We start from the raw sequence: 21,433 nt of genomic DNA, 5'->3' as shown, positions 1-21,433 counted from the left end.
CACTCGACTTTCACTTCACAGTGTGCGAGAGTTCCCAACCTCGCTTGATAAGGACATATGCGGTGATCCATCCCAGCAGCGCGCAGATCAGTGGAATTCCGATGATGAAGTAGCTCGGCGTCTCCATGAAGTTCAGCGGGTTCGAGCTGCCACCATCGACAAGCGCATACGTCGATCTCGACGGCGCGCTGGAGAACAGTGCGATCACCAGGGTGGCAACAAGTCCGACGCCGAAGCCGAAAACACTGAGTAGAACCTTCATACCGCGCACAGCTTCGATCTCCCTTCGATTCTGTCCGGACCTGAATTTCCGGTTCTCCGAGAGTCTGCACGTTCGACAGATCCGCGGCATCGAAAAGCCGATCACCGGCGTGTTCGAACGGCTTACGCGAGCCTGTTCGAGCGCGGATCCGCGCAGTAGATTCGCTCGACTGGCCTACGGCCGTCCGACATGGTCCACTCTGCCGGACGCCTGTCGACCAGCGTCCAGCCGGTGCGTTCGTACAATTCGATTGCCTTTGTCGAGTACTCGATGACGTCGAGCATCGACGCACCTCCAATTCGCGCCTGCCGCAACAGCGAATCTCCGACCAGCGAGCCCCGGTGTTGCGGTCGGACGAAGAGCCGAGACACCCATAGGGCACCGACTCGGTCGACGATGACGACGTGTCCGACGATGCGGTTCTCATGCTCGGCGACCCACGCTGCTGCCGTGTTCTCGGGCGTCAACCACCCCGCAGGATCGTGGGGCCAACGATGCGGATAGTCGTCGGATTCGTGGACCTCGCACAGCGTCGCGACACACCCAGGAAGGTCAGCTGCAGTTCTCGGTCGGACGGACACCATTGAGGGAGTATCCCGCACCACGGACGTCAACGCCGATCACCGTCATCCAGACAGTCCCCTGGGCGGACGTCCTCCGACCGAAGGGCCGTTGACGGTCGACGGGATCCAGGCTTCGCGATACGTCGCGAAAGGTCTCGGTTGGTCAGCGCTGCCAGGACCGCGGACAGGCCGGGGTAATCGGAGACCCATGCTGTTGTCGGATCGACGCCTTCGGTGCCGCACGATGCCAGCGCGGCATAGGTGCAGGCCGGGATATCGGTGACGTGCTGGGTACTGATTCCGAACCGGCCCGCATCGTCGATCGAGTACAGCGACCGACCGTTGCCGACGACCTTCCACACCGGGGGCAACACCGTGTCCGGTGCGGGAGCCACGATGTGCCGCAGGTCAGTTCGCTACCGGAATTGTTGGTAATCGTGTTGATCACGGTCGACCCGTCGACCTCGAATGCGTACGTCACGTCTGTCGACTGCGACGCCGATGTCTTCGTTCGGGCGAACTATGTCCGAGGTGCCAGTGTGCAACAAAAAAGACCGTTCAGCATCTGTCGGACCGACACAGCCGAAGGGCGGGCAAAACAGGATGGAGAACCGTTGTGCTGGTAGAAGATCATAAACGTCTACCGGCCACGAGCCTTCCGCTCCGCTTCCGCGCGCTTCTTGATGTACGCATTCCGAACGCACAGGACGCGCCGTAGATACAGCCTGCCTGGGACGTCCAAGATCACAGCGCCGAGTCGTCCGCCACGGAATTCAACCGACATGATGTCGACCATGTGCGTGAGTTCGCGTCGCGCGAGAAAAAAATGCTCGTGACGCATCGAGGCAAAGGGGCCAGTGACCTGCTCATCCACGAAATATCGCGATGGCTCGTACTCCGTGATACGACTGGTCAAGGTGAACCACACACCGAGGTGCCTGGAACGGATTTCGATTTCATCGCCCAACCGAAGATCACGTCGACCCGCGTCGACCCGAACGCTCTCACCGAACGTTCCCTGAGACTCGGCGTGAACGAACGCATCCGATTCCAGATCGAAGACCACTGCGGGGTCCGCGTCGATCGACGTCGTCAGCCTGATTGTCAAAGCCATCCGCACAGCTTCGCAGGGCACCCGCTCAGGATCGGACGTTGCGTTCGTAAACCATGCATATCGACCTGAATGCGGCAGTGCCGATCCGAGCAGTTCGAGCATCCGCAGACCCTATCCAGGGTCCGCGAGAGGCCCAGCCTTCCCGCGGGGCGGATAGCCTCGGCTGAAATGTGATTGACACCACACCGCAAGCCGGACGATACTTTCCAGAACCTGAACTTGACGTCAAGTTCTAATTGTTCCTCGGAGGTAGTCAGTGGCAAACGTCGAAGGCGTGTGCGATCAGCGATTCTCTGGATTGAAGCAGGCGCTGGAACTCAATCTCGATTCCGGCGAGGACGTCGGTGCGGCGATCGCGCTGACGATCGACGGCGAATGCGTCGTCGACATGTGGGGCGGGTGGGTCGATTCCGAACATTCCGAGCCCTGGGCCCGTGACACTGTCACCAACGTCTGGTCCTGCAGCAAGACCGTCACCGCGCTGGCCGCGCTGATGCTCGTCGACCGCGGATTGCTGGATCTGGACGCGCCGGTCGCGCAGTACTGGCCCGAGTTCGCAGCAGCAGGCAAGGAACGCATTCAAGTACGGCAACTCTTGTCGCACACCTCAGGTGTGTCAGGGTGGGAAAGCCCGTTCACTTCGAACGATATCTGCGATGACGATTACGCCACCGCTCGATTGGCGACGCAGGCACCGTGGTGGGAACCGGGAACGGCATCGGGGTATCACGCACTCAATTACGGACACTTGATCGGTGAGGTGCTGCGGCGCATCGACGGACGCACGCTCGGGCGCTTCATCGACGAGGAGATCGCAGGTCCGCTCGAAGCCGACTTCCGACTGGGCCTGCCGACATCGGAATACAGTCGAGTCTCGAATGTCATTGCGCCCCCTCCACTGCCGATCGACCTTGCGGCACTCGGAATGGACAGCGTCATGGTCAAGACTTTCACAGCACCCCCACCCGACGCCTCCATCTCGTGGACCGATGAATGGCGCGCCGCCGAAATCGGCGCGGCCAACGGACATTCGAATGCAAGGGCCCTTGCACGCATTCAATCTGTGATCGCATGCGGCGGCAAACTCGGTGACGTACGCCTTCTGTCGCAGGAAACGATCGACAAGATCTTCGACGAGCAGTCTTACGGAATCGACCTCGTCCTCGGTGTGCCGATCCGGTTCGGTGTGGGATTCGGCTTGCCGACGCCCGAAACCGTTCCGTACATCCCCGAAGGACGAATCTGTTTCTGGGGCGGTTGGGGTGGCTCGCAAATCATCGTCGACACGGACAAGCGCATGACGTTCTCGTACGTAATGAACAAGATGGGCCCGGGTCTACTTGGGTCGGAGCGATCGGCGCAGTACGTAACTGCGGCCTACTCATCGCTCGACTAGACGACACGTAGGTGCGCGCACCGGAAAGCGTGATGGGTCGACAACCGATCTCCACCGCGCCCCAGGGTGTGTCATCGGAGTGGTGTCGGCGTGGCACGCGCAATCCCTGGCTATTCGAGGTCACCATCCGATAGCCGGCTGCCTGGTCGCGACGCGAGGTCCGACGACATTCGAGTGGGCGACGACCTTTGCGGCGCTGACGTAGCGTGGCTCAGTATTCGGCCGTCTAGTATTTCGCAAAATAGTGCCACGAGACCCTCATCCGCCCGGAGCCCATATGCTCCTTCTTGCCCGCGTAGGACACGGTGCTATTTCACAGCGGCTCGCCGTTGAGCATCGCGGGCAATGAGGTTCTCCGATGTCGATTAGTTCACCGCGACTGCGGTTTACCGATGCCCTGAAACAAGTTGTCGATCAGGTGGTCGGCGAACGCGGACGTAATCGGCTGATCGGGCAGCAGTAGCCGGTGATAGCACGCACCCCAGAGTTGATCGATGACGCTCTCACTGTTGAGGCTCTCTCGAAGCTCGCCGCGTGAGCGGGCAGCGTCGAGTCGTGCGATCGCAAGGGCGCGGCGCGGCGACGAATACGAAGACAGGAACGCCGAGAGAAGGTCGGGGTCTGTCTGCGCTGCCCCAATGAGTTCACGCAGAACTGTGCCGGCGGGTGTATTGGTCAGCAACGTCACGAACGAGTGCAACTGGGTGCGCAGGTCCTCCTGCAAGTCTCCGGTGTCTGGGAATGCCAATGCCTGGGAGACCGCGCTGAAGTAGCCCGTCAGCGCCAAGGCACCCTTCGATGGCCAGAATTTGTAGATAGTCACTTTGCTTGCGCCGCTGAGAGCTGCGACTTTCTCGATGGTGAAACCGGCCATACCCGATTCGAACAACAGCTTTCCTGCCGTCTCGACAATTTCGGCGCGTACTTCCTCGGTGGGTCTGCGGCCTCGTCCCATTTCCCCTGCCTCTGATCCTGGGTTTGTCGGACACTGCCTGGACCTTTATGTGGACAGTGCGTTCACAACCATGGTTTAATGAACTTATCGTACACATAGCGCAGCGGCGCGCGGTGACATACTGAAGGAAAGTCCAGATGACCGACACCACAACACATTCAGCTGTAGAGGCTACCGACTCCGCCGCGGCCGGCCCGCGCGTTGCGCTTGTCACCGGAGCATCGGGTGGAATCGGCGGCGCTATCGGTGCCCGCCTCGGAGCGCAGGGCATGGCGGTGGGAGTGCACTACGCCGGAAACCGCGACCGCGCGCAGGAGACTGCGGACGCCGTGACGGCAGCGGGTGGCCAGGCAATTCTGGTCTCGGGCGATGTCGCCGACGAGGCCGCCGTGGCACAGTTGTTCGACGAACTCGATGCGGCCTACGGTGGAGTAGACGTCGTCGTCCACACCGCCGGGGTGATGCTCCTTTCTCCTCTGGTCGATCTGTCGTTCGAGGACTTCGACCGGATGCACCGCACGAACGTCCGCGGCGCATTCGTCGTCTCCCGGGAAGCAGCTCGACGAGTCCGCGACGGCGGCGCGATCATCAACTTCTCCAGCTCCGTCGTCAAGCTCGCTCTCCCCGGCTACGGCGCCTACGCCGCCACCAAGAGTGCAGTCGATGCCCTGACCTTGATCCTGGCCAAGGAACTGCGCGGCCGACACATCACCGTCAATGCCGTCGCACCCGGACCCACCGCCACTCCGTTGTTCCTCGACGGTAAGCCACAGCAGGCCATCGACGCCATGCGGAACATGACTCCCCTCGAACGACTCGGCCGGCCCGAGGACATCGCCGAGACCGTCGCCCACCTCGCCGGACCGGCCCAGTGGATCAACGGCCAGGTGATCTACGCCAACGGCGGCATCATCTGAATTCGATGGCCGCGCAACCTGCCAGGAACACCAGTGCACTGCTCGAGGCAGAGGGTTTCCCTGACCCACGACTTTTCGGCGAACACAAGCTCCTCGCACTTCGGCCCGCGCCCGGTTGGCCACCGCCGCTCGACGGCCAACGTGCGAGTGAGGTGCGTTGGCTACCGGCCTCTCCCCCGAAGCCTGGCTGTCCTACGTGTCAGCTGCCATGACCCGAAGCGAAGACATCGGTCTCGATACGCAGGCTCTGCGCGTCATTCAACGCCGCACGCTCCTGCCCATCGCCTTCGCCCCACTAACGTCGACGCACCGGCGGCTGCCGAACACCGCCGAACGTGTCATCGCAAGAAATGACGATAACAACGGACAATTGGTACAGTTGGTTATGAAGACGTCGACGAAGCCTGCGGGATTCGCCGGTCCGATCGTGTTTATGTACCTCGGGTATGCAGCCTCGGTGCCCTTTACAGTGGGCGTCGTACGAAATCTGGGAAATCCGGAAGTCTCGTTCGACGGTCTTCTCCCGCTCAGCCTGTTGGCCGTTGTCGGATTCGCGGCGTGTGTCTCGGCGGTTCGGCTCTTGCTCGTGAACGGGAAATTTCGTGGCTTTGCCGCCGACCGCACGTCAACTCCAATGCGGAAGCTGACAGCTGTCTCCGTCACCGCTGCCGTCCTCCTCATCTCCGTGTGGTACCTATTCGGTGGCGCACCAGGATTGGGGCTACTGGCCCCGATCGCTATCGCATGGTCCGTGGTGAACGCGATCAGATTGCGCCGGTCATTGCGGTAACCACACGTTCCCCGGGTGAAGATCGACGAACCGCCATGTCGTAGACCATTGAGCAACAACTATGTTGACGCGTTTCGTCAATCTGAATCGGGTACCGGCGGCCTCTTCGGAGACGTGTGCGTCCTGGACGGCGCGTTCGTTTTCCGCCTCTTGCTCTCGGCACTCCAATGGCCTCGGGATCGCAAACTATTCGCATCGAAGCTGCACTCCGCCAGTTTTTGAACCGTTCCTCCTCCCGGTATGGGAGGAGAGTGAGGAGCCGCCTGCGACTCCGGCCGTGAATAGCTCCTTGGTGGACTGGAAATCGTTGATCGACACGGCTGGAGCAGCACTGATCACGGTCTGATGTTCTCCAGGTCGTCGAGGAGACTCGCGTGCGTCGGATGCCATCCGAGCTCGTCACGAGTGAGGGCGCTGGTCGCCGGCTGATCCATCGCGAAGATCGGGCCGAAGGGGCCGAAGGTGTCCTCCGGCACCGGCCGGACCGGCAGGGCCAGTCGGCGACCGATGACGGTGGCGATGTCACGCACCGCATCGCCCTCGTCGTCGACCGCGTGCCACGCGGTCCCGGCTGGTGCGGACTCGAGGGCGAGTCGGAACAGTGTTGCCGCGTCGAGTGCGTGCACGGCCGGCCACCGCTGCGTTCCGTCACCCGGGTATCCCGCAACGCCTGTGCGGCGGGCAGCATCGGCCAGCAGTCCGGCGAACCCTCCCTCGCCATTGTTGTGGACCGTGCGCGGCATGCGCACTGCGGTCGCCCGGACACCGCGAGATGCCAATGCCAACAACGTGTTCACCGATTTACCGCGGCCGCCTACCGGTCCGTCGGTGGGGAGAGAGTCGGCTTCGGTCGACGCCCGGCCCGGTACCCACGGAGTGCCCGAAACAGTCACGATGGGGCGGCCGGTTCCCACGAGCGCGTCACCCAGGGTGGCCATCGCTGCGCTCTCCTGCGAGATGGACCGGGCGAGCGCCTCGGCGCTGCTGTAATCGCTACCGAACGCCAGACTTACGACGCCGTCGCACTGCTCGGCACCCGCCCGGAGAACCTCGAGGTCGTCCAGATCCCCGCGAACCGACTCGGCACCTGCCGCCTCGAGCGCCCGCGCAGATTCCTCCGACCGAGCCAGCGCGAGAACGGTGTGCCCGTGACCGAGCAGTTCGGAGACGACCGGTGTTCCGATAGTGCCGGTACCACCGGTGATGAAAACGCGCATGGAATGCTCCTGAAGTGATGGGATAGTTGTCCCATCACTGTACACCTGACGGGACCTTTGTCCCGTCCACTATGATGATGGCATGGCTCGATGGGAACCCGGTGCTACCCAACGACTCGTCGTTGCGGCAGTCGACCTGTTCAACGAGCAGGGGTACGACGCCACCACCGTCGCCCAGATCGCCGAACGAGCCGGGGTCACCAAAAGCACCTTCTTCCGCCACTTCTCGGACAAGCGCGAACTCCTCGTCGCCGGTCAGGAAACTCTGAGCCGACTCCTCGCCGACGGCATCGCCGACGCACCCGAGGGGTCCACCGCGCTCGACGCGGTAGCCGCTGGCCTCGAGCGAGCATCCAACGCGATGGGGCCGACCAACCGAGAACTCGGTCCCCGAATAAAAGCGGCCGTCGCCGCGAGCACGGAGCTACAGGAACGCGACGCGCTGAAAACCGTCGGCATGGCTGCGGCGATGACCAACGCCCTCGTCGACCGCGGCTTCCCCGAGCCCACCGCCCACCTCGCCGGCGAACTGGGAGTTCTGGCCTTCAAGCGCGGCTACACCGCGTGGTCCGAGAACGAGTCCGGAAAATCGGAATCGTTGGCACCGTACGCAGCAGCCGCCCTGCACGAAATGCGTTCCATCGCAACCACTTTGAATTGATCGCTGAGCCCATTGCCGCCCACACGGCTCTCAGTGCCAGTCGGCCCATCGGGTCGCTTGCTCAGTATGCGTGGGCAGGCGCCGAGGACATCAGCGGAGAACGCGGAACACAGCCGCGGCCATCGCTACGGGATCGTCGTTGAAGCACAGCCGAACACCGGTAACGAGATCGATTGCCATCGAACAGCTCGTGCGCTAACCATCACCGGGCAACGCGACCGAACAGCGACCGCTGCGCCTGGGGCTCGACTCCCCCGACAGCCAACCAGGGTGGGCACTGGCCGACGCAGCAGCTGCAGCCATGTACGGTGCCTCCGCCGCTTTCCGCGCAGACCAACGGCTGGACTTCTTCGTCCCTGACCAGACAGTCGTCCGCCGTGCGGTCACGCTGCTCGGAGCCGCAGAGACCGCCGCAACCGCCCAAGCCTCCGTGCGTGTCGCGCCCGTTCCCGCAGTAGCGCAGCTACGAATCGAGCTCGACACCAACACCCTCGAACGGCCACTCGCACATCCCGTGTTCGTCGCACTCGACCTCGCACAAGACGCTGGCCGAGGCGGAGGCCGAGGCCGAGGCCGAGGCCGAGAAATCCTCGGCACATGGACGCCCGACGGGTGGATCCGTGTCCGGTAACGACGTCTCGGGTCGATCCCACACCTCGAAGTCCTGCGAGGCTCCGCCGGAGCGGTCTCTGTAGAACCGGCTGCCGTCCTCGTTCCTACGGTGCGCTGTCCGGTCGAAGTCGACATCCTCGAACTCGTCGCCGAAATGCTGACCGACGCAGCACACAAGTGAAACATCTACTGCACAGGTGCGGCAGTCCCCGTCAGGTGAACACCATCGAAGCCAACAAGCCCAGTCGCAGTCCCGGGTGTGCCTACTGTGGGCTCGTCCAGTGCGATTCGGAGGTCTGCGGTGCACTGGATGTCCCGGTGCGGTCGGCGGTGGTCATAGTGAACTCACCTCATCATTGGTCGGTTTCGAGGGTTCAATGTATCCGAGTGGCGAGTCATCGTCGACGCGCCTGCCGCCCCATTCAGATCGTGGCTAACCGTGCCACGCTGCGCTGCGGTAGCGGAGCACAGCCCGCCCCGGGGTACGGCGGAACCTGGTGACGTCGAGTCGAAACGTTTCATTGTCGGTTCCAAGAAATCCTCGTGCGAAAAATTGTTCCGTCAATGAAGCCCCATCCTGGAGCGCGGACACGTGGCCAATCTCCGATTTCATTGCCGTCAAAGTATTCACCGTGACGGAAGACCGGTCAGGAGGACTCGTCATCTCAAGGACGTCGTTCAAACTGTTGTTTTCATATGATCCAGCCGCGAACGTTCCTGTTGACGCAGATTTAAAGCCCTTACGACTCCGTAACGCACGGACTCAGATGCCCCGATTACGATTCCAAGCTATGTCTGAAATCGCACCGTTCCGCATATTCCTGGCGTCTCCCGGTGACGTCCCCGACGAACGCGCCACCGTAGGTGCGTGCGTCAGCGAGTTCAATAACCGGGCACGAGAGGCTCCCGGCGCGAGCTTCGAGGTGGTGGGATGGGACCGTGTTCGCGGCACGGCACGTCGCCCGCAAGAAGCCATCAATGAGCTGATTGGTGAATCCCACTTCATGATTGTCCTGTTCAAGTCATCCTGGGGTAGCGAACCCGGCAGCCGATGGGGGTACACCTCCGGAACAGAGGAGGAACTCTTCACTGGCTTCCTCGACTTGGCCGAACCCGCCCAGCCTATGCGTGACGTATGGATCGCATTCCTCGACGGCCCCACTCCAGACCAACGGATACTCAGTCTCAAACAACAGATTGTCAACCACCACGCGGCGTTGTTCGAGTCAATATCGGGCGTACGCGATCTGAAGACGAAGTTGACTGCGCGACTCACGTCATGGGCATCGTCCGCAACGACAAAGACACCGCGTTTCGTGGACTTGCTCCCTTCCTCTGGGAGGGACGTACTTCGAGCCGCGCACAGCCGGCTCCGCGGAGAACAACTCATCGCGCTAGGGCAGGCTGAGGCCGGAGGTTCGCTACTGACAGAAGCTTCAGCGATCGGGGGCCCCTTGGAGCAGCTAGCTTTGGCACGATTCCTACGGCGACAAGGCGACCTCGCAGGGGCATACGACCAAACTCAATTAGCAATCTCGACTCACGCCGAAGGGGATACGCTACATACCTTTCAAGCAGCAGACGCGTTCTCTGCGCAGGCACGTGTCCTCGATGCTCAAGGGCGCCACCACGATGCTATCGGGCGGCTACAGCACGCACTCGGACTGTTGGTGTCGACTGACCACTCCACCACCACTGTCCGCAGCCGAATTCTCGATGATCTCGGTCTGGCCCACCGCAAAATCGGTGACAGTGGAAGTGCTCGGACATACTTCCAACAGAGCCTCCAACTGAGGCGCGAGGCTGGTCTGCTCAGCGAGGTACCCCAGTCGTCTATAAATCTGGCGAGGCTTGAGGTTGCAGAAAACAGACTTGCTGCGGCGCGGGAGCACGCGGATCGAGCTCTCGCTGACCTAGAGACAACACCCCCCTCCAGCATCCACGCCAATGCGGGCGTCCTGGTTGCACAGGTGAGCCTGCGTCAAGGCAAAGCATCCGAGGGCCTCACCCCCGCAGAAAGGGCTCTGTCGATAAATCGTCAGATCGGCAACCGGCAGGGCGAGGCGATTTGCCTGCTGGTACTTGGCCAATGCTACCGCGAAGTAGGTCGCATCGAGGATGCAAAAACTCAATTTCAAGCTTGCTTGACGCTCAACATCTCAATTCAGGATAAAAATGGGGCTGCCAAGGCACAATAGGGGCTAACGTCGATAATCTCCACTAGCTCACTCGACCTTGCTTCAGATCACCCATCAACGACACGTCCTACCTCGTCGACTTGCACGTATGTGCGGGACGGCCACAGAAGTGCCGTCAGCCGGCCGCCGTGGCCACCACAGCCCGTGTCTATCTGGGCTGAATAATTGTTGATGAGCGGCAACCGACCTACGGGCAGGTGCGCGCTCACACAGTATTTGTGAGTTATCGATCTTGGCGGAATATGTTGCGCAATAACAGTATCAGATTCATATCGGGTCGGCATCTGCCGAAGCGCATCAAGCACAAGGACCGGAAGGTTGGACCGCAGATCCGCCAGAACCTCCGGTCCGACTTGCGCCCCAGCATACGAGCGAATAGTTGCTGCTCCGCCCATCTTGAGGAATGCGCTGAGATCGTGGTTGTCGAGGGACTCAAGCAGGGCTGTTTCATGATTCCCAGCGAGCAATGTCGCTCGCCCAGATCTTGACCGAACGATCAATTCTTCTAACACGCCTGCCGATTCAGTACCCTTGTTGATGTAGTCACCGAGGAAGACCGTATGTCCGACGCCTCGCCGGTCGAGTACGCACTGAATGCCCCGCAGAGCGCCTAGGTTTCCGTGGATGTCGCCCACGAACGCGAGCTCGCCAGTCATAACAGAATTTTCCCCACTTCCGCGTAATCAGACCCCTGGCCCGTAACCCCGAGTGCGAGGAATGCCATCGACAGCAAATCGCCTGGGCTTTCCCACTCGTTCACAATTGTGGCCTCAAGCGATCCATGCTCGCTCCGCGGGAAGTCACCCAAGACCCCACGCAGTCGAGCCAAACATTCGGTCAATTCTCGCACTGAAGGTTCCTGTTGATGTCTCGACGCAAGGAGACGGACAAGGACCGGGTCCTTATGTCGCTTAGCGAGTTCACGGATAGAGAAGCATGGTTCCCCGTCCGAAATTGCTCGTGCGTAATAGCAGCTTCGCAACAGATACCGAGCTTCGCGTACTAGGCCTGGCAGATACTTGGGCAGATCCCGGTCGAGACTGGTGAACAGCTGCGACATTCGTCGTGCTCGCTCAAAAAGCCGATCTGTGTCGACCTCGCCCATCGAGTCGATCGCAGTACGAAGCTGGTTGTCCTTATCGATCAGAATCTTTCCGTCGCGGTTCAGATGCGCGCCGAACAGTGTCCCAATCCCGGTCTCCAACATTTGACTTGTGTAGAAGCTGATGCTTACGAGTGCGACTTGGATACTTGGTCGCGGAGCTACAGATAGCGCCAACAGGTCGAGGTCTGAGTCGTCAACAGCGTCGCCCCGCGCCTGGCTGCCGTAGACCATTAGCCCAATGACGCCACTCGGCAGGTCCGGTAGGTCGGCTGCGACGCCAGACTCCACTCCCAACCCGAGGAGCGCACGGACAATTTCATGTCGGTTCACGACCACTACCGTATCGCTCGGTAAATTCACCGGTAGTGGCACTGTTGATCTGCACCGGCTTTCGCATCGAATGCCGGGCTTGTCGCGTTTACTGGCTCGGACACTACTGGCGATGTATCCCCAATGTCAGGTCAGATATCGTCGGACAACTGCACCGACCTCGAGCGTCCGGGCGTTAGGTCCGCCACCGCATGCGCTCGTCGGGAACTCGACGAGTTGGCAAGCGTTGACGACCGATTGCGTTGGCAATGCGGATCGAGTTGTGCGTTCGCACCACGCGGTAGATCGAACTACGTCTTGCGCAACCTAGGAGAACACCGTCCATGCCTTCAGTATCGCAGCGTCCGGCGTGCATCACGCTGCGCCGATCTGGTCGAGGGCTTTCCGCGTTTCACTGAGGTGCCTTCGGTGGCCGTCAGCTATCGAAGACAGGATGTAAAGCGAAGTTTGCGACTAGGCTTCGTCTACTGGACAGTTGATATGCCTCGCTTTCTCAGCACCCACGCTCGTTGCAGATAGTCATCCATGCCTTTGTCGACACCGTTCCGGGTTAGCCTTACGACTTTCCAATAAGCACTCTCGACGTCCCTGTCGATTACCGAAAGCCATTCCGCGTTTTCAGAATTAAGGAATACTATTGAATTGATGAGCGTCGATGTCTTACCTCTTTGACGGGCCGCAGGCTTCGTAAGGTCTGCCTGCAGCTGAATAAGGGTCTCACGAGCCGAGTCCCAATCAGAATTCTTCAGGCCGTGCGCGTAGCTACCCAGAGCCTCGTTAAGTGCGGCTAACCGTTTCCAACCTGACTTTTCGATCCAGTCACGCGGAGTCGACAGTTTCCCTCGGTCATGTAGGCGTTGCGCGACAGTTGGCTTCAATCTCCACGTTCGACTGGAAGCGATCTGTTCCACCAGCACGCGAAGGCAACCCATAGATCGCTCATCGTCTTCTAACCATAGGTTGACTGCCGACCGCAGCGAATTCGCAGCAATTACCAGAGCATCAGCAGCATGGATGGTTTCGGGTGCCTCGCGAAGCCAGACCGCGATCAGGCCAGCCATCTCGCACGCAAGGATTGATTCGATGAAGGTATTCTCAATCCCGCGATTATCGAAGCTCTCACCGAACTGGTCGGCTTCAGCCAGGAATGCTTGCTTAGCGGCGTGCGCAGCTCTTGCGCGACGTTCCGCAAAACCTAACGGCCCCCATCCGTCAGAACTGAGTCGAATCGGAAAGTCCTTAGCGCCGCGGTCGACTTCACCTCTATACGCAAAGCCATAGGAGGTTAGCGCGTAGAACGCAGAGTCGTTCATGAAAAATGAAGGCAGAAGGGGCATCAGCAGGGGTTGGATGTCATCTAAGCGCATACTGACTCGACTATGTGCCCGTGTATTCCATGCATCGGCAGCAACACTATCCAGTTGCCTCGCCGATGCCGCGGTGCAAATGGCTGCATGGATGCGCTTGACTGACAGATCGAGCGCATCATGAACGAAGTCGAAGGCCTGGACCGCGGCAGCATCTGCCGCGGACAGGAGTTCGACGCTTTCCCACCAAGCTGCCCTCACTAGCTGTCCACGTCCGTGGACCAGCTCGCTCATCTCCGAAAAAGAGCGCCCTGCGTCGATCCCTGACGGACCACCAAAACTGTTCCGTCCCCCATCCTGTACCCCGTGGATCGACCACAGCCGGCCGATCCAGTCAGCCGTTTTCTCTCCTGGGTACGGCCCGGCTGCGTTGTCGTGGGCGATGTTCTCCGACCATCTCTCCAGCTGCGACCTCGCAATCACACTGGCTCCCACCACCTGGCCCGTCATCATCAATCTGCACGCGGCCGCGACGCTGTCCAGACCCCAACCCAAATGATCAACCCATTGTCGCCCTCTGAAGGCTGGTGCCCGGGATGAACTAGCACTTAACCGCGCAAGTGCAATGTCCAGGGGAAGGAACCCGTTCAGCGTCGGCAGCACCATCGATTGCATTTGATCGGCTAACAACGCCTGATTAGCTAGCCTGCGGTTGTGTCGGGCGAGTAGCGCCTGCGCCAGCCTGTCGTGGCCGTGGATGACGACCGCTTGACGCACTCCACTAACGGTCAAGTCCACTGAATCGCCAAGCCTATCGGCACGCTTGCCGATTTTGACCTGCTTTCGCAGCTCGGCTCTACGTATGGTCCGCTCCTGCCGGGCCCTCGATCTGCCGGACACACGGACCTCCTCGTGCTCAAACTCAACCTGCCTGCCTGCCTGCCTGCCTGCCTGCCTGCCTGCCTGCCAGCCAGCCAGCATAATCTGTCGCTATTTCATCCTGCACGCCTCAGCAGCTGGTGCGGAGCGACGCAGATCAGGGCGCTTCCCGCGATCGGTCATCGCGGGGTGAAGCTCTCGCCTGCGAGGATGAACACGGTGTGCAATTTGACGACGACGGACAAGGCGGTCGTACGGTCACCGGGCCGAGATCCTCACCACCGCTTGTCCGAGCAGCTAGGCAGCAGCAGAATGCCCTCCGATCGCTAAAGAATCATGCACGCGAGCTGTTCTTGCTCGATCGCCGGCTCCGCGTTGCACAAACGGGGCCCGCTCTTGCTCAATTTGCAGCCTCCTTACGACCAGCGGTCGCCAATTCCGCTGGCCGTCCCAAAAGCGACGTCCGTTTATTCGGACGGACTCATTTCAGTAGATACCTATTCCAAGCGAGTCCACTGTCCGAAGCACTGAACCAATCAGATTACTTCTCCGCAATTGGTCTGCAATATTTAACGTGTGCGAATTTTAAGAGCAGTATAGTGTTATTCCAATAGGGTCTACACGCAGGCTACGAACCAGCTTAATCAAACTACATCGTGAACCCTCACTTTCTTTGTGATGCGGGAGACCCTCCATTCCTTGTAACTTCTCCAAATAACTTTCGGCTTCAACCGATACTTGACCCGTGACGTCAGCGAGCCAGCTCGCGGTTCCAGTTTACTGTCGCTCACCCTCAACCTCCATCCTTTACCTCTGGCATCTGTGAACAGCAGATACAGAGGCATGGTGTCAGAGGTAGCCCATACGCCACCTTTGAAACTCTTCGACTCACCCGCAGATACTGCCAGCTGACCGTCCTCTGACTTTAAACCCACAGCCACAGGCCAGTATTGGTGACCCTGAATTGGCTTTCGCCTCTTCAACTCCTTCCGGAGCCGTCTTGGATTAGTACGTATATTCGCGGCCATCTCGGACACGACTTGTTCAGCAACAGAAACTTCGATCAACTGCGCATCGACGTTCAAAATCGCCGCGTCGGAAAAGTTGTGTACTGTAATTACCTCTTCTTGTGAATTGCTGGGTATCTCAACCCTGATGCTCTGGGCTTGGGACCGCGAATCGAGGTGCTTATCATATATGTAATAGGCGGCTGCGGCCGCAAACGACAGACCGGTAAGCAGCGAGCCAACCCATGCGGCGACCGTTCCGTAGATGTCTACGGGGAACGGGTACTGCCACAGATCACCCAAGTTCATCCGCGAAGTATGTCAGACCACCTGACGCACTCGGAACTCCTTGTTCGTATGCCGCGGGCGCGCCGTAAGCGGCGAAGCGAAAGCGTCCTTCATAGGGCCGCTGAGCGGGTTGTTCGGCAAATCGAGTGGCCAACGGCGTGCGGGTGATTCCCCCGAATACGCCCCGAAGCGATGAGCAGAGGATGACCCCCTTCGACTGTCTCCTGGTCCAACAACGTCGCACTTAATCCTCGATCGTCCAAGGGACTGCAATGGCCATTTGGCTCCACCTCGTATCAAAGCGATGACCTGAGACCTGGTCGAGTTCTGACAACTGACGGTACTCCCGCAGAGGGTGAGCCCGTGATTGCGGGCTGTGTCCCACACACGTGCCAATGAGTTAGAGAACCCTTGGTCCCCTATCCGTCGAAGCGGACGCAGAGCGCCCTTTGGTGTACCCGGCCTCGCATCCGCTCCGAGTCTAAAGATCACCACCCGTGGGTTCCTGGCCGCAGACAAGCCCGCAGCGCTCGTACCCGTTCACGACACCAGCGCCGTTGCGATCCTCCTCGGCAATTTGTGGATACCCACCGCCCGGATTGGGGTTGGTCGGCACGAGCTCAAGGTTCACCCAGGCGGGGTCGCCCGTGGAGAACGAGTCGCCCGTATAGACAGCAGTTCCGCGGTAATCACAGAACTGGAGGGGGCACCTGAAGCGCGGCCATCGATGTGGATCGGCTCATGCGATGCCGCGGAATGCCCACGGGCGCCGGCCACGTTCGATTGTGGGGCTCAAAAAGATGAGTAAGTGATGACTGGAGCGTCCACAGACGTCCATCAGCTATCCGGCGGTGCGAATCCGGCACACAACTCGCAGGTCAGCGGCATAGCAGCCGGAACCTGACTCCCGGTATTTGCGATTAAGAGTCAAGTCTCCGAAACGCTCAACGCCGCTTGTGAACCCGCAGGTCACAGAGTTGTCCATTCTTGCCAAGCTTGCGCTCGCCTACACGTACCCGGACAACAAAAAGTGCCCCTGACCAGCAATTATGCTGTTCAGGGGCACTCGTTGTGCGCCATCAGGGATTCGAACCCCGGACCCGCTGATTAAGAGTCAGCTGCTCTAACCAACTGAGCTAATGGCGCCGATCCGCACCGCGTGTTCTCTGCGGTGCGGGAGAAACATTAACAGCAGATGCCGCCAGATGTGAAATCGGCAGGTCGGAGCACCTGTTCGGTCAGCTGAAGATCCTGCGAACCACGAGAACCGCTACCACTGCGCCGACTCCGAGCAGGGTGAACTTCACTGCCGGCTCGTTGAGCTTGGCCACCACGGACTGCTTGGTGTTGGCGACGATGTTCTTGGGGCTGGCACGGACGCTCAGCTCGTCCAGGGTGCTGGCGAGCTGGTTGCGAGCGGCCTCGATCTCGCGCTCGATTCGGTCGGTGTCCTTGGCCACGTGTCCTCCAACTTGTTGCAAATAGTCTCGGTCGTAGTCGAGCCTAGAGCACGCCGATATTTCGATAGTCTCGTGCGGTGACCGAATACAGCAAGCTCGAGCCGGGCGACACCGCTCCGGCGTTCACCCTGCCCGATGCCGACGGCAACGACGTCTCCCTCGCCGACTACGCCGGCAAGAAAGTGATCGTGTACTTCTACCCCGCCGCGAGCACCCCGGGCTGCACCAAGCAGGCCTGCGACTTCCGCGACAGCCTCGCCGAGCTGAACGGCGAGGGCCTCGAAGTCATCGGCATCTCCCCCGACAAGCCCGCCAAGCTCGCGAAGTTCCGCGACAAGGAAGAGCTGACGTTTCCCTTGCTCGCCGACGAGGACAAGACGACGTTGCAGGCATGGGGCGCATTCGGGGAGAAGAAGAACTACGGCAAGGTCTACGAGGGCGTCATCCGCTCCACGTTCCTCGTCGACGAATCCGGCAAGATCGAGGTGGCGCAGTACAACGTCCGCGCCACCGGCCACGTCGCCAAACTCCGCCGCGATCTAGCCGTCTGACTCGGCCAATCGCTGCAGGAACAACGCCTCGGCGACGGCCATCTTCTCGATTTCCGTCGGGTCCACGCTCTCGTTGGGGGCGTGGATCCGGCACCGAGGTTCCTCGACTCCCATGAGTACGATTTCGGCGTCCGGCACGGCCTGCGCCAGCGCGTTGCACAACGGAATCGATCCGCCCTGCCCAGCCGTTCCCATCGGATGCCCGAAGGCCTCCTCCAACGCCTCCGAGAGCGCCGAATAGCCCAGCCCGTCGGTCCTGGCCCGGAATGGCGACCCGATCGCTTCACGTTCGACGGTGACCCGCGCATTCCATGGCGTGCGCGCCTGAAGATGAGCCACCAACGCATCCTGGGCCCGCTGCGGATCCATGCCGGGCGGCACTGGCAGGTTGAGCCGGGCCGACGCACGAGGCGAGATCGCGGCAGCCGACCCCACCACGGGTGGGCAGTCGATTCCCAGGATGGTCAGCGCCGGACGCGCCCACACCGCGTCGGCCACAGTGCCCGAACCTGCAAGATCGACGCCGTCCAGCACCCCGGCGTCGGACCGGAACTGATCGGCCTCGTAGGCGACTCCGTCCCAGGTCTGCGCTGCGTCGAGACCGTCGACCACGGTGTCGCCTTGCTCGTTGCGGAGCGTGGAGAGTACCTGCACGAGCGCGGCGAGTGCATCGGGTGCCGGCCCGCCGTACATGCCGGAATGCACTTCTCCAGCAAGCGTTTCCACGTGCACCACTACATTGGCGATACCGCGAAGGGTGGTGGTGACCGTCGGCAGACCAACTTTCGCATTACCCGTATCGGCGATGACCACGACGTCGGCGGCGAACAATTCCGGTCGCTGATCCACGAGCGCTTCCAGCCCGCCCGTGCCCATCTCTTCCGAACCCTCGCAGACGATCCGAATGCCGACGTCGAGGGACTCCCCCAGTGCGCGCAGCGCCAACAGATGCATGATCACGTTGCCCTTGCAGTCCGCCGAGCCTCGTCCGTACCAACGGCCGTCGCGCTCGGTGAGCTCGAAAGGATCACTGCCCCAGACATTTCGGTCACCCGGAGGCTGTACGTCGTAGTGCGAGTACAGCAGAACGGTCGGCGCGCCTGCCGGTGCCGGACGCGAGCCGACCACGGCGAGCGAGCCGTCGACCGTCTCGATCAGCTGAACGTCCGGAATACCCGCGTCGCCGAAGGCCCGCTGCACCCAGCGCGCTGCTCCGACACATTCTTCGAACGGAAACTGTCGCGGATCGTGTACCGATGTGAACCGAACCAGCTCGGCCAACTCGGCTTTCGCTCGGGGCATAGCGGCTTCGACAGCGGATCGAACGTCGATGGGTGATGCATCGGCGGGCATTAATCCTCCAGACAAGAAAATGACAGACGGGCCTTTGCCAGTCTGTCATCACTCGTCATCGTGAACTCCTGTCGTCAGTTCCCGGAGAGCTCCTGGTGAATCCACGCATCGGTCTGCTGCCAGTGCCGATCCCACGCTTCCTGTTCGAGCTGCGCCTGCGATTTACCCGGCTCGGGAACGACTACCGGCACGGTGAACTGGGGAGGGGCCACCGGTGCCGGTGCCGCAGTCGGAGCTGGCACCCACTGTGGGGTCGGCACAGCAGCGGGAGCATCCTCGGTCGCCCAGGACTGTGTTGTCGGCGCGCTCTCGACAATCGTTGCCGGATCCCGAGTCGGGGGAATTGCCTCGGGCGGCGGTGCAACCAGCGGCGGCGGTGTACTCAGGGCCGCAGCCGGGTCGGTCGTCGGATCCATGGGCCGGGTTGCGCCGACCATGTCTGCACCGGCGTTGCGCTGTCCGACGGCGTTCTCGGCGGTCGATTCCGAATCACCCGGCAGTGTTGCCGCGACTGCCGCACCTGCCGAGAGCACGCCGGCCAACAGCACGGCGGCCAACACAAGCTTTCGACCGGACCTTCCCGATCGCACGGGCTTCGCTGCGACCGCCGGCGGCACCGGCACCGCAGTCACGGGCGGTGGCACATCGGCAGCGTCGAGATCGACAGCCTCCTCTGCTGCGACAGCCTCAGGTTCCACAGCTTCCGGGGCGGCAGCCGCGAGTAGCTCCGGTTCATCGGGCGACGCCTTCGTCGGCACGACAGCCGGTGTCTCGGTTGCCTCCACCGCCGCCGGGGGCATGTTCTCGAGAGCCAGCAGCGCAGCCCCTCGTGCCGCGATCCGATCAGCGTCCGCGACTCGCACAACGGGCACACCGAGCCCGAGAGAAAGAATGTCGACCAGGTCCCGATTGCTCGACGGGTCACCGAACAGGCCCACGAACTCGGGCTTCGTGCCGGACTGATCGACCACTTCCCACGCCAGTGGGATGGTGCTGCCGATGCGCTCGGGCGACATCGAATCCAGCGTCGCAGTCCGGACGGGGGTGAGCGACGCGTCTGCAACGTCGGCGAGCGAGATGGAGACGCCGGCGTCGCCCATGTAGTACAGGAGCACCGCCGTCGCGTGTGCGAATTCGTTCGATCGAGTCAGCCAGCCCAGAAAAGACTCCGACGCGGAGTACAGCGTCGCTTGTTCGTCGCCCAGAGCGGTGACGAATTCGGCGCGCTCGGCATCGGACCGATACACCACGCCCAGTGCGTCCACATCGATGTCGAGAGTCGACGCTTCGACGCGCATAGTCTCGATTGCTGTCGTCAGTGCGGTTGCCGCGTCGGGGTCGAGCGGCAACGTTCGATCGGCGAGTACGTCGCCTGAGGCCGGCTCGAAGACAACAGTGTGCATCGAGCCGGATTCGATCGCTATACCAATAGCTGCCATGGCAGTCTCCCTGTGCTCAGGGTGGAGGCACCCGACCATGATCGTCATCCAGCGGTTCCGAATGACGATCACCCTGCACGGAATTTGATTCGCTTGCGTTAACCGTACCAGTTGACCTTTAAATTAGGCCAGAGAAGTCTTGGAGTTTGTCACGAGAACTGGAACATGCAGCTGTCATCGAATCCAGCGTGGATGGAAGCGCCCGGTTTTTTACAGGCCTTTCCAGTCCAGAGTCGAAACCTGTGCAGCGACCCGGAGGGCAGGTGTGGATACCGAGCACCCGCGCCGGATAGCCTGACCGGGTGGAATCCTCTGCTCGTGCCCAGTCCTCGCGCCGTCTCGACGCCGCGCTCGAGTCGACGGCACAGACTCAGGAGCTGATGCCACGACGCAGACCCACCCAGGAACGCAGCCAACGCAAGTTCGACGCTCTGCTGCAGGCCTCCCGCGAGTTGCTCAGCGATGTGGGGTTCGAGTCGTTCACCTGTGAGGAAGTGGCCTCCCGCGCCGAACTCCCGATCGGCACGCTGTATCAATTCTTCGCCAACAAGTACGTCATCGTCTGCGAGCTCAATCGTCAGGACCTCGTCGGAGTCCAACAGGAACTCGCCGAATTCGACGGCGAGGTCCCGTCGCTGGACTGGGTGAGATTCCTCAACAATTTCGTCGACCACATGGCGGGTATGTGGATGACTGACCCGTCACGGCGTGAGGTGTGGCTGGCCATGCAGTCGACGCCGTCGACGAGGGCGACCGGAGTGATCCACGAGCGCGAGTTCGCCGAACAGGTCTCGCGCATGCTCGGACCGCTCACACCGCGCACCCCGCGGCACCGTCGCAACCTGATGGCACAGGTGCTGGTGCACATCGTCTACTCGATGCTCAATTTCTCGGTGCAGGACGGCCAGAGTCACGAGGACGCCGTCGCCGAGCTCAAACGCATCATGATGGCGTATCTGCTCGTCGCCGAGAAGGAGAGCAGGCGTTCCGGCGGATCGCCGAGCGAGGACGCCTGAATCGCCCGAATCC

The 21,433-nt window shown here is 61.2% G+C and carries 21 protein-coding genes and 1 tRNA gene; 8 read left to right on the top strand and 14 right to left on the bottom strand.

The window, feature by feature from the left end; translation table 11 throughout:
• Window positions 1-10: 10 nt before the first annotated feature.
• The 4 genes from RHODMAR_RS12970 to RHODMAR_RS12955 form a co-directional block, all read right to left on the bottom strand.
• The gene (locus RHODMAR_RS12970) at window positions 11-262 is read right to left on the bottom strand and encodes a hypothetical protein (RefSeq protein ID WP_042939041.1); all 252 of its coding nucleotides are present in this window, start codon (window positions 260-262) and stop codon (window positions 11-13) included.
• 122 nt (window positions 263-384) lie between these two features.
• Complete coding sequence (locus RHODMAR_RS12965) at window positions 385-846, bottom strand: GNAT family N-acetyltransferase (RefSeq protein ID WP_051048004.1); 462 nt, start codon at window positions 844-846, stop codon at window positions 385-387.
• A gap of 26 nt (window positions 847-872) precedes the next feature.
• Window positions 873-1,220: a hypothetical protein gene (locus RHODMAR_RS27010; RefSeq protein WP_008715217.1), complete on the bottom strand. Its 348-nt coding sequence runs from the start codon at window positions 1,218-1,220 to the stop codon at window positions 873-875.
• A 245-nt stretch (window positions 1,221-1,465) separates the two neighbouring features.
• A complete protein-coding gene (locus RHODMAR_RS12955) occupies window positions 1,466-1,939 on the bottom strand; it encodes an SRPBCC family protein (protein WP_042939039.1) in 474 nt (157 codons plus the stop codon).
• Window positions 1,940-2,195: 256 nt separating this feature from the next.
• Between RHODMAR_RS12955 and RHODMAR_RS12950 the strand changes: the two genes are divergently transcribed.
• A complete protein-coding gene (locus tag RHODMAR_RS12950; protein ID WP_008715212.1) occupies window positions 2,196-3,335 on the top strand; it encodes a serine hydrolase domain-containing protein in 1,140 nt (379 codons plus the stop codon).
• Between the two features lie 370 nt (window positions 3,336-3,705).
• Here RHODMAR_RS12950 and RHODMAR_RS12945 read toward each other — a convergent pair whose 3' ends face one another.
• Entirely contained in the window at window positions 3,706-4,290 is a 585-nt protein-coding gene (locus tag RHODMAR_RS12945; RefSeq protein ID WP_008715210.1) for a TetR/AcrR family transcriptional regulator, read from the bottom strand.
• Between the two features lie 137 nt (window positions 4,291-4,427).
• Here RHODMAR_RS12945 and RHODMAR_RS12940 point away from each other — a divergent pair, with 137 nt between their 5' ends.
• Both RHODMAR_RS12940 and RHODMAR_RS12935 read left to right on the top strand, forming a co-directional pair.
• Entirely contained in the window at window positions 4,428-5,207 is a 780-nt protein-coding gene (locus RHODMAR_RS12940; protein ID WP_008715208.1) for an SDR family oxidoreductase, read from the top strand.
• 385 nt (window positions 5,208-5,592) lie between these two features.
• Window positions 5,593-5,997: a hypothetical protein gene (locus RHODMAR_RS12935; RefSeq protein ID WP_157226090.1), complete on the top strand. Its 405-nt coding sequence runs from the start codon at window positions 5,593-5,595 to the stop codon at window positions 5,995-5,997.
• A 335-nt stretch (window positions 5,998-6,332) separates the two neighbouring features.
• On the opposite strand, the gene RHODMAR_RS12930 is transcribed toward RHODMAR_RS12935, so the two are convergent.
• Window positions 6,333-7,214 carry an SDR family oxidoreductase gene (locus tag RHODMAR_RS12930; protein WP_008715204.1) on the bottom strand — a complete coding sequence of 294 codons (882 nt, stop codon included), beginning with the start codon at window positions 7,212-7,214 and terminating at the stop codon, window positions 6,333-6,335.
• A gap of 82 nt (window positions 7,215-7,296) precedes the next feature.
• Between RHODMAR_RS12930 and RHODMAR_RS12925 the strand changes: the two genes are divergently transcribed.
• From RHODMAR_RS12925 to RHODMAR_RS12915, 3 genes are all read left to right on the top strand, one after another.
• A complete protein-coding gene (locus tag RHODMAR_RS12925; protein WP_008715201.1) occupies window positions 7,297-7,875 on the top strand; it encodes a TetR/AcrR family transcriptional regulator in 579 nt (192 codons plus the stop codon).
• Between the two features lie 301 nt (window positions 7,876-8,176).
• Window positions 8,177-8,506, top strand: coding sequence for a hypothetical protein (locus RHODMAR_RS28270; protein ID WP_008715198.1), 330 nt, complete (start codon window positions 8,177-8,179; stop codon window positions 8,504-8,506).
• Window positions 8,507-9,278: 772 nt separating this feature from the next.
• Window positions 9,279-10,685 (top strand): tetratricopeptide repeat protein, encoded by a 1,407-nt coding sequence (locus RHODMAR_RS12915; RefSeq protein ID WP_008715197.1) that lies wholly within the window; start codon window positions 9,279-9,281, stop codon window positions 10,683-10,685.
• A 47-nt stretch (window positions 10,686-10,732) separates the two neighbouring features.
• Here RHODMAR_RS12915 and RHODMAR_RS27555 read toward each other — a convergent pair whose 3' ends face one another.
• The 6 genes from RHODMAR_RS27555 to RHODMAR_RS12885 form a co-directional block, all read right to left on the bottom strand.
• Complete coding sequence (locus RHODMAR_RS27555; protein WP_008715196.1) at window positions 10,733-11,341, bottom strand: metallophosphoesterase; 609 nt, start codon at window positions 11,339-11,341, stop codon at window positions 10,733-10,735.
• Window positions 11,338-12,078, bottom strand: coding sequence for a nucleotidyltransferase domain-containing protein (locus RHODMAR_RS29600; RefSeq protein ID WP_442970051.1), 741 nt, complete (start codon window positions 12,076-12,078; stop codon window positions 11,338-11,340). Before RHODMAR_RS29600 ends, RHODMAR_RS27555 begins: the two co-directional genes overlap by 4 nt.
• Before the next feature lie 506 nt (window positions 12,079-12,584).
• On the bottom strand, window positions 12,585-14,327 hold the full coding sequence (locus RHODMAR_RS12900) for a hypothetical protein (RefSeq protein ID WP_157226089.1): 1,743 nt from the start codon (window positions 14,325-14,327) through the stop codon (window positions 12,585-12,587).
• A gap of 623 nt (window positions 14,328-14,950) precedes the next feature.
• Window positions 14,951-15,622, bottom strand: a complete 672-nt coding sequence (locus RHODMAR_RS12895; protein WP_008715191.1) for a hypothetical protein — start codon at window positions 15,620-15,622, stop codon at window positions 14,951-14,953.
• Window positions 15,623-16,673: 1,051 nt separating this feature from the next.
• Window positions 16,674-16,747: transfer RNA gene (locus RHODMAR_RS12890), tRNA-Lys, on the bottom strand.
• 92 nt (window positions 16,748-16,839) lie between these two features.
• Complete coding sequence (locus RHODMAR_RS12885; RefSeq protein WP_008715190.1) at window positions 16,840-17,061, bottom strand: DUF3618 domain-containing protein; 222 nt, start codon at window positions 17,059-17,061, stop codon at window positions 16,840-16,842.
• A gap of 77 nt (window positions 17,062-17,138) precedes the next feature.
• Here RHODMAR_RS12885 and bcp point away from each other — a divergent pair, with 77 nt between their 5' ends.
• Window positions 17,139-17,612: a thioredoxin-dependent thiol peroxidase gene (gene bcp, locus RHODMAR_RS12880; RefSeq protein WP_008715189.1), complete on the top strand. Its 474-nt coding sequence runs from the start codon at window positions 17,139-17,141 to the stop codon at window positions 17,610-17,612.
• Here bcp and RHODMAR_RS12875 read toward each other — a convergent pair.
• The gene (locus RHODMAR_RS12875) at window positions 17,601-18,965 is read right to left on the bottom strand and encodes a dipeptidase (protein ID WP_042939028.1); all 1,365 of its coding nucleotides are present in this window, start codon (window positions 18,963-18,965) and stop codon (window positions 17,601-17,603) included. The genes bcp and RHODMAR_RS12875 overlap by 12 nt on opposite strands.
• A 74-nt stretch (window positions 18,966-19,039) precedes the next feature.
• Window positions 19,040-20,404 (bottom strand): hypothetical protein, encoded by a 1,365-nt coding sequence (locus RHODMAR_RS12870; protein ID WP_157226088.1) that lies wholly within the window; start codon window positions 20,402-20,404, stop codon window positions 19,040-19,042.
• A 380-nt stretch (window positions 20,405-20,784) separates the two neighbouring features.
• On the opposite strand from RHODMAR_RS12870, the gene RHODMAR_RS12865 reads away from it, so the two are divergent.
• Window positions 20,785-21,420: a TetR/AcrR family transcriptional regulator gene (locus RHODMAR_RS12865; RefSeq protein WP_442970050.1), complete on the top strand. Its 636-nt coding sequence runs from the start codon at window positions 20,785-20,787 to the stop codon at window positions 21,418-21,420.
• The last annotated feature ends 13 nt before the right edge of the window (window positions 21,421-21,433 follow it).

The organism is Rhodococcus sp. AW25M09 (assembly GCF_000333955.1).
Lineage (GTDB): Bacteria > Actinomycetota > Actinomycetes > Mycobacteriales > Mycobacteriaceae > Rhodococcoides.
The sequence above is the reverse complement of the archived record's forward strand: the minus strand, read 5'-3'. Positions and strand labels throughout refer to the sequence as shown.

Coding starts and splice junctions, on each gene's coding strand:
- RHODMAR_RS12895 (WP_008715191.1), bottom strand. CDS start 15,622: ATGAACTTGGGTGATCTGTGGCAGTACCCGTTCCCCGTAGACATCTAC.
- RHODMAR_RS12945 (WP_008715210.1), bottom strand. CDS start 4,290: ATGGGACGAGGCCGCAGACCCACCGAGGAAGTACGCGCCGAAATTGTC.
- RHODMAR_RS12870 (WP_157226088.1), bottom strand. CDS start 20,404: ATGGCAGCTATTGGTATAGCGATCGAATCCGGCTCGATGCACACTGTT.
- RHODMAR_RS12865 (WP_442970050.1), top strand. CDS start 20,785: ATGCCACGACGCAGACCCACCCAGGAACGCAGCCAACGCAAGTTCGAC.
- RHODMAR_RS12930 (WP_008715204.1), bottom strand. CDS start 7,214: ATGCGCGTTTTCATCACCGGTGGTACCGGCACTATCGGAACACCGGTC.
- RHODMAR_RS28270 (WP_008715198.1), top strand. CDS start 8,177: ATGTACGGTGCCTCCGCCGCTTTCCGCGCAGACCAACGGCTGGACTTC.
- RHODMAR_RS12925 (WP_008715201.1), top strand. CDS start 7,297: ATGGCTCGATGGGAACCCGGTGCTACCCAACGACTCGTCGTTGCGGCA.
- RHODMAR_RS12915 (WP_008715197.1), top strand. CDS start 9,279: ATGTCTGAAATCGCACCGTTCCGCATATTCCTGGCGTCTCCCGGTGAC.
- RHODMAR_RS12970 (WP_042939041.1), bottom strand. CDS start 262: ATGAAGGTTCTACTCAGTGTTTTCGGCTTCGGCGTCGGACTTGTTGCC.
- RHODMAR_RS12940 (WP_008715208.1), top strand. CDS start 4,428: ATGACCGACACCACAACACATTCAGCTGTAGAGGCTACCGACTCCGCC.
- RHODMAR_RS12955 (WP_042939039.1), bottom strand. CDS start 1,939: ATGGCTTTGACAATCAGGCTGACGACGTCGATCGACGCGGACCCCGCA.
- RHODMAR_RS12935 (WP_157226090.1), top strand. CDS start 5,593: ATGAAGACGTCGACGAAGCCTGCGGGATTCGCCGGTCCGATCGTGTTT.
- RHODMAR_RS12965 (WP_051048004.1), bottom strand. CDS start 846: ATGGTGTCCGTCCGACCGAGAACTGCAGCTGACCTTCCTGGGTGTGTC.
- RHODMAR_RS12875 (WP_042939028.1), bottom strand. CDS start 18,965: ATGCCCGCCGATGCATCACCCATCGACGTTCGATCCGCTGTCGAAGCC.
- RHODMAR_RS27555 (WP_008715196.1), bottom strand. CDS start 11,341: ATGACTGGCGAGCTCGCGTTCGTGGGCGACATCCACGGAAACCTAGGC.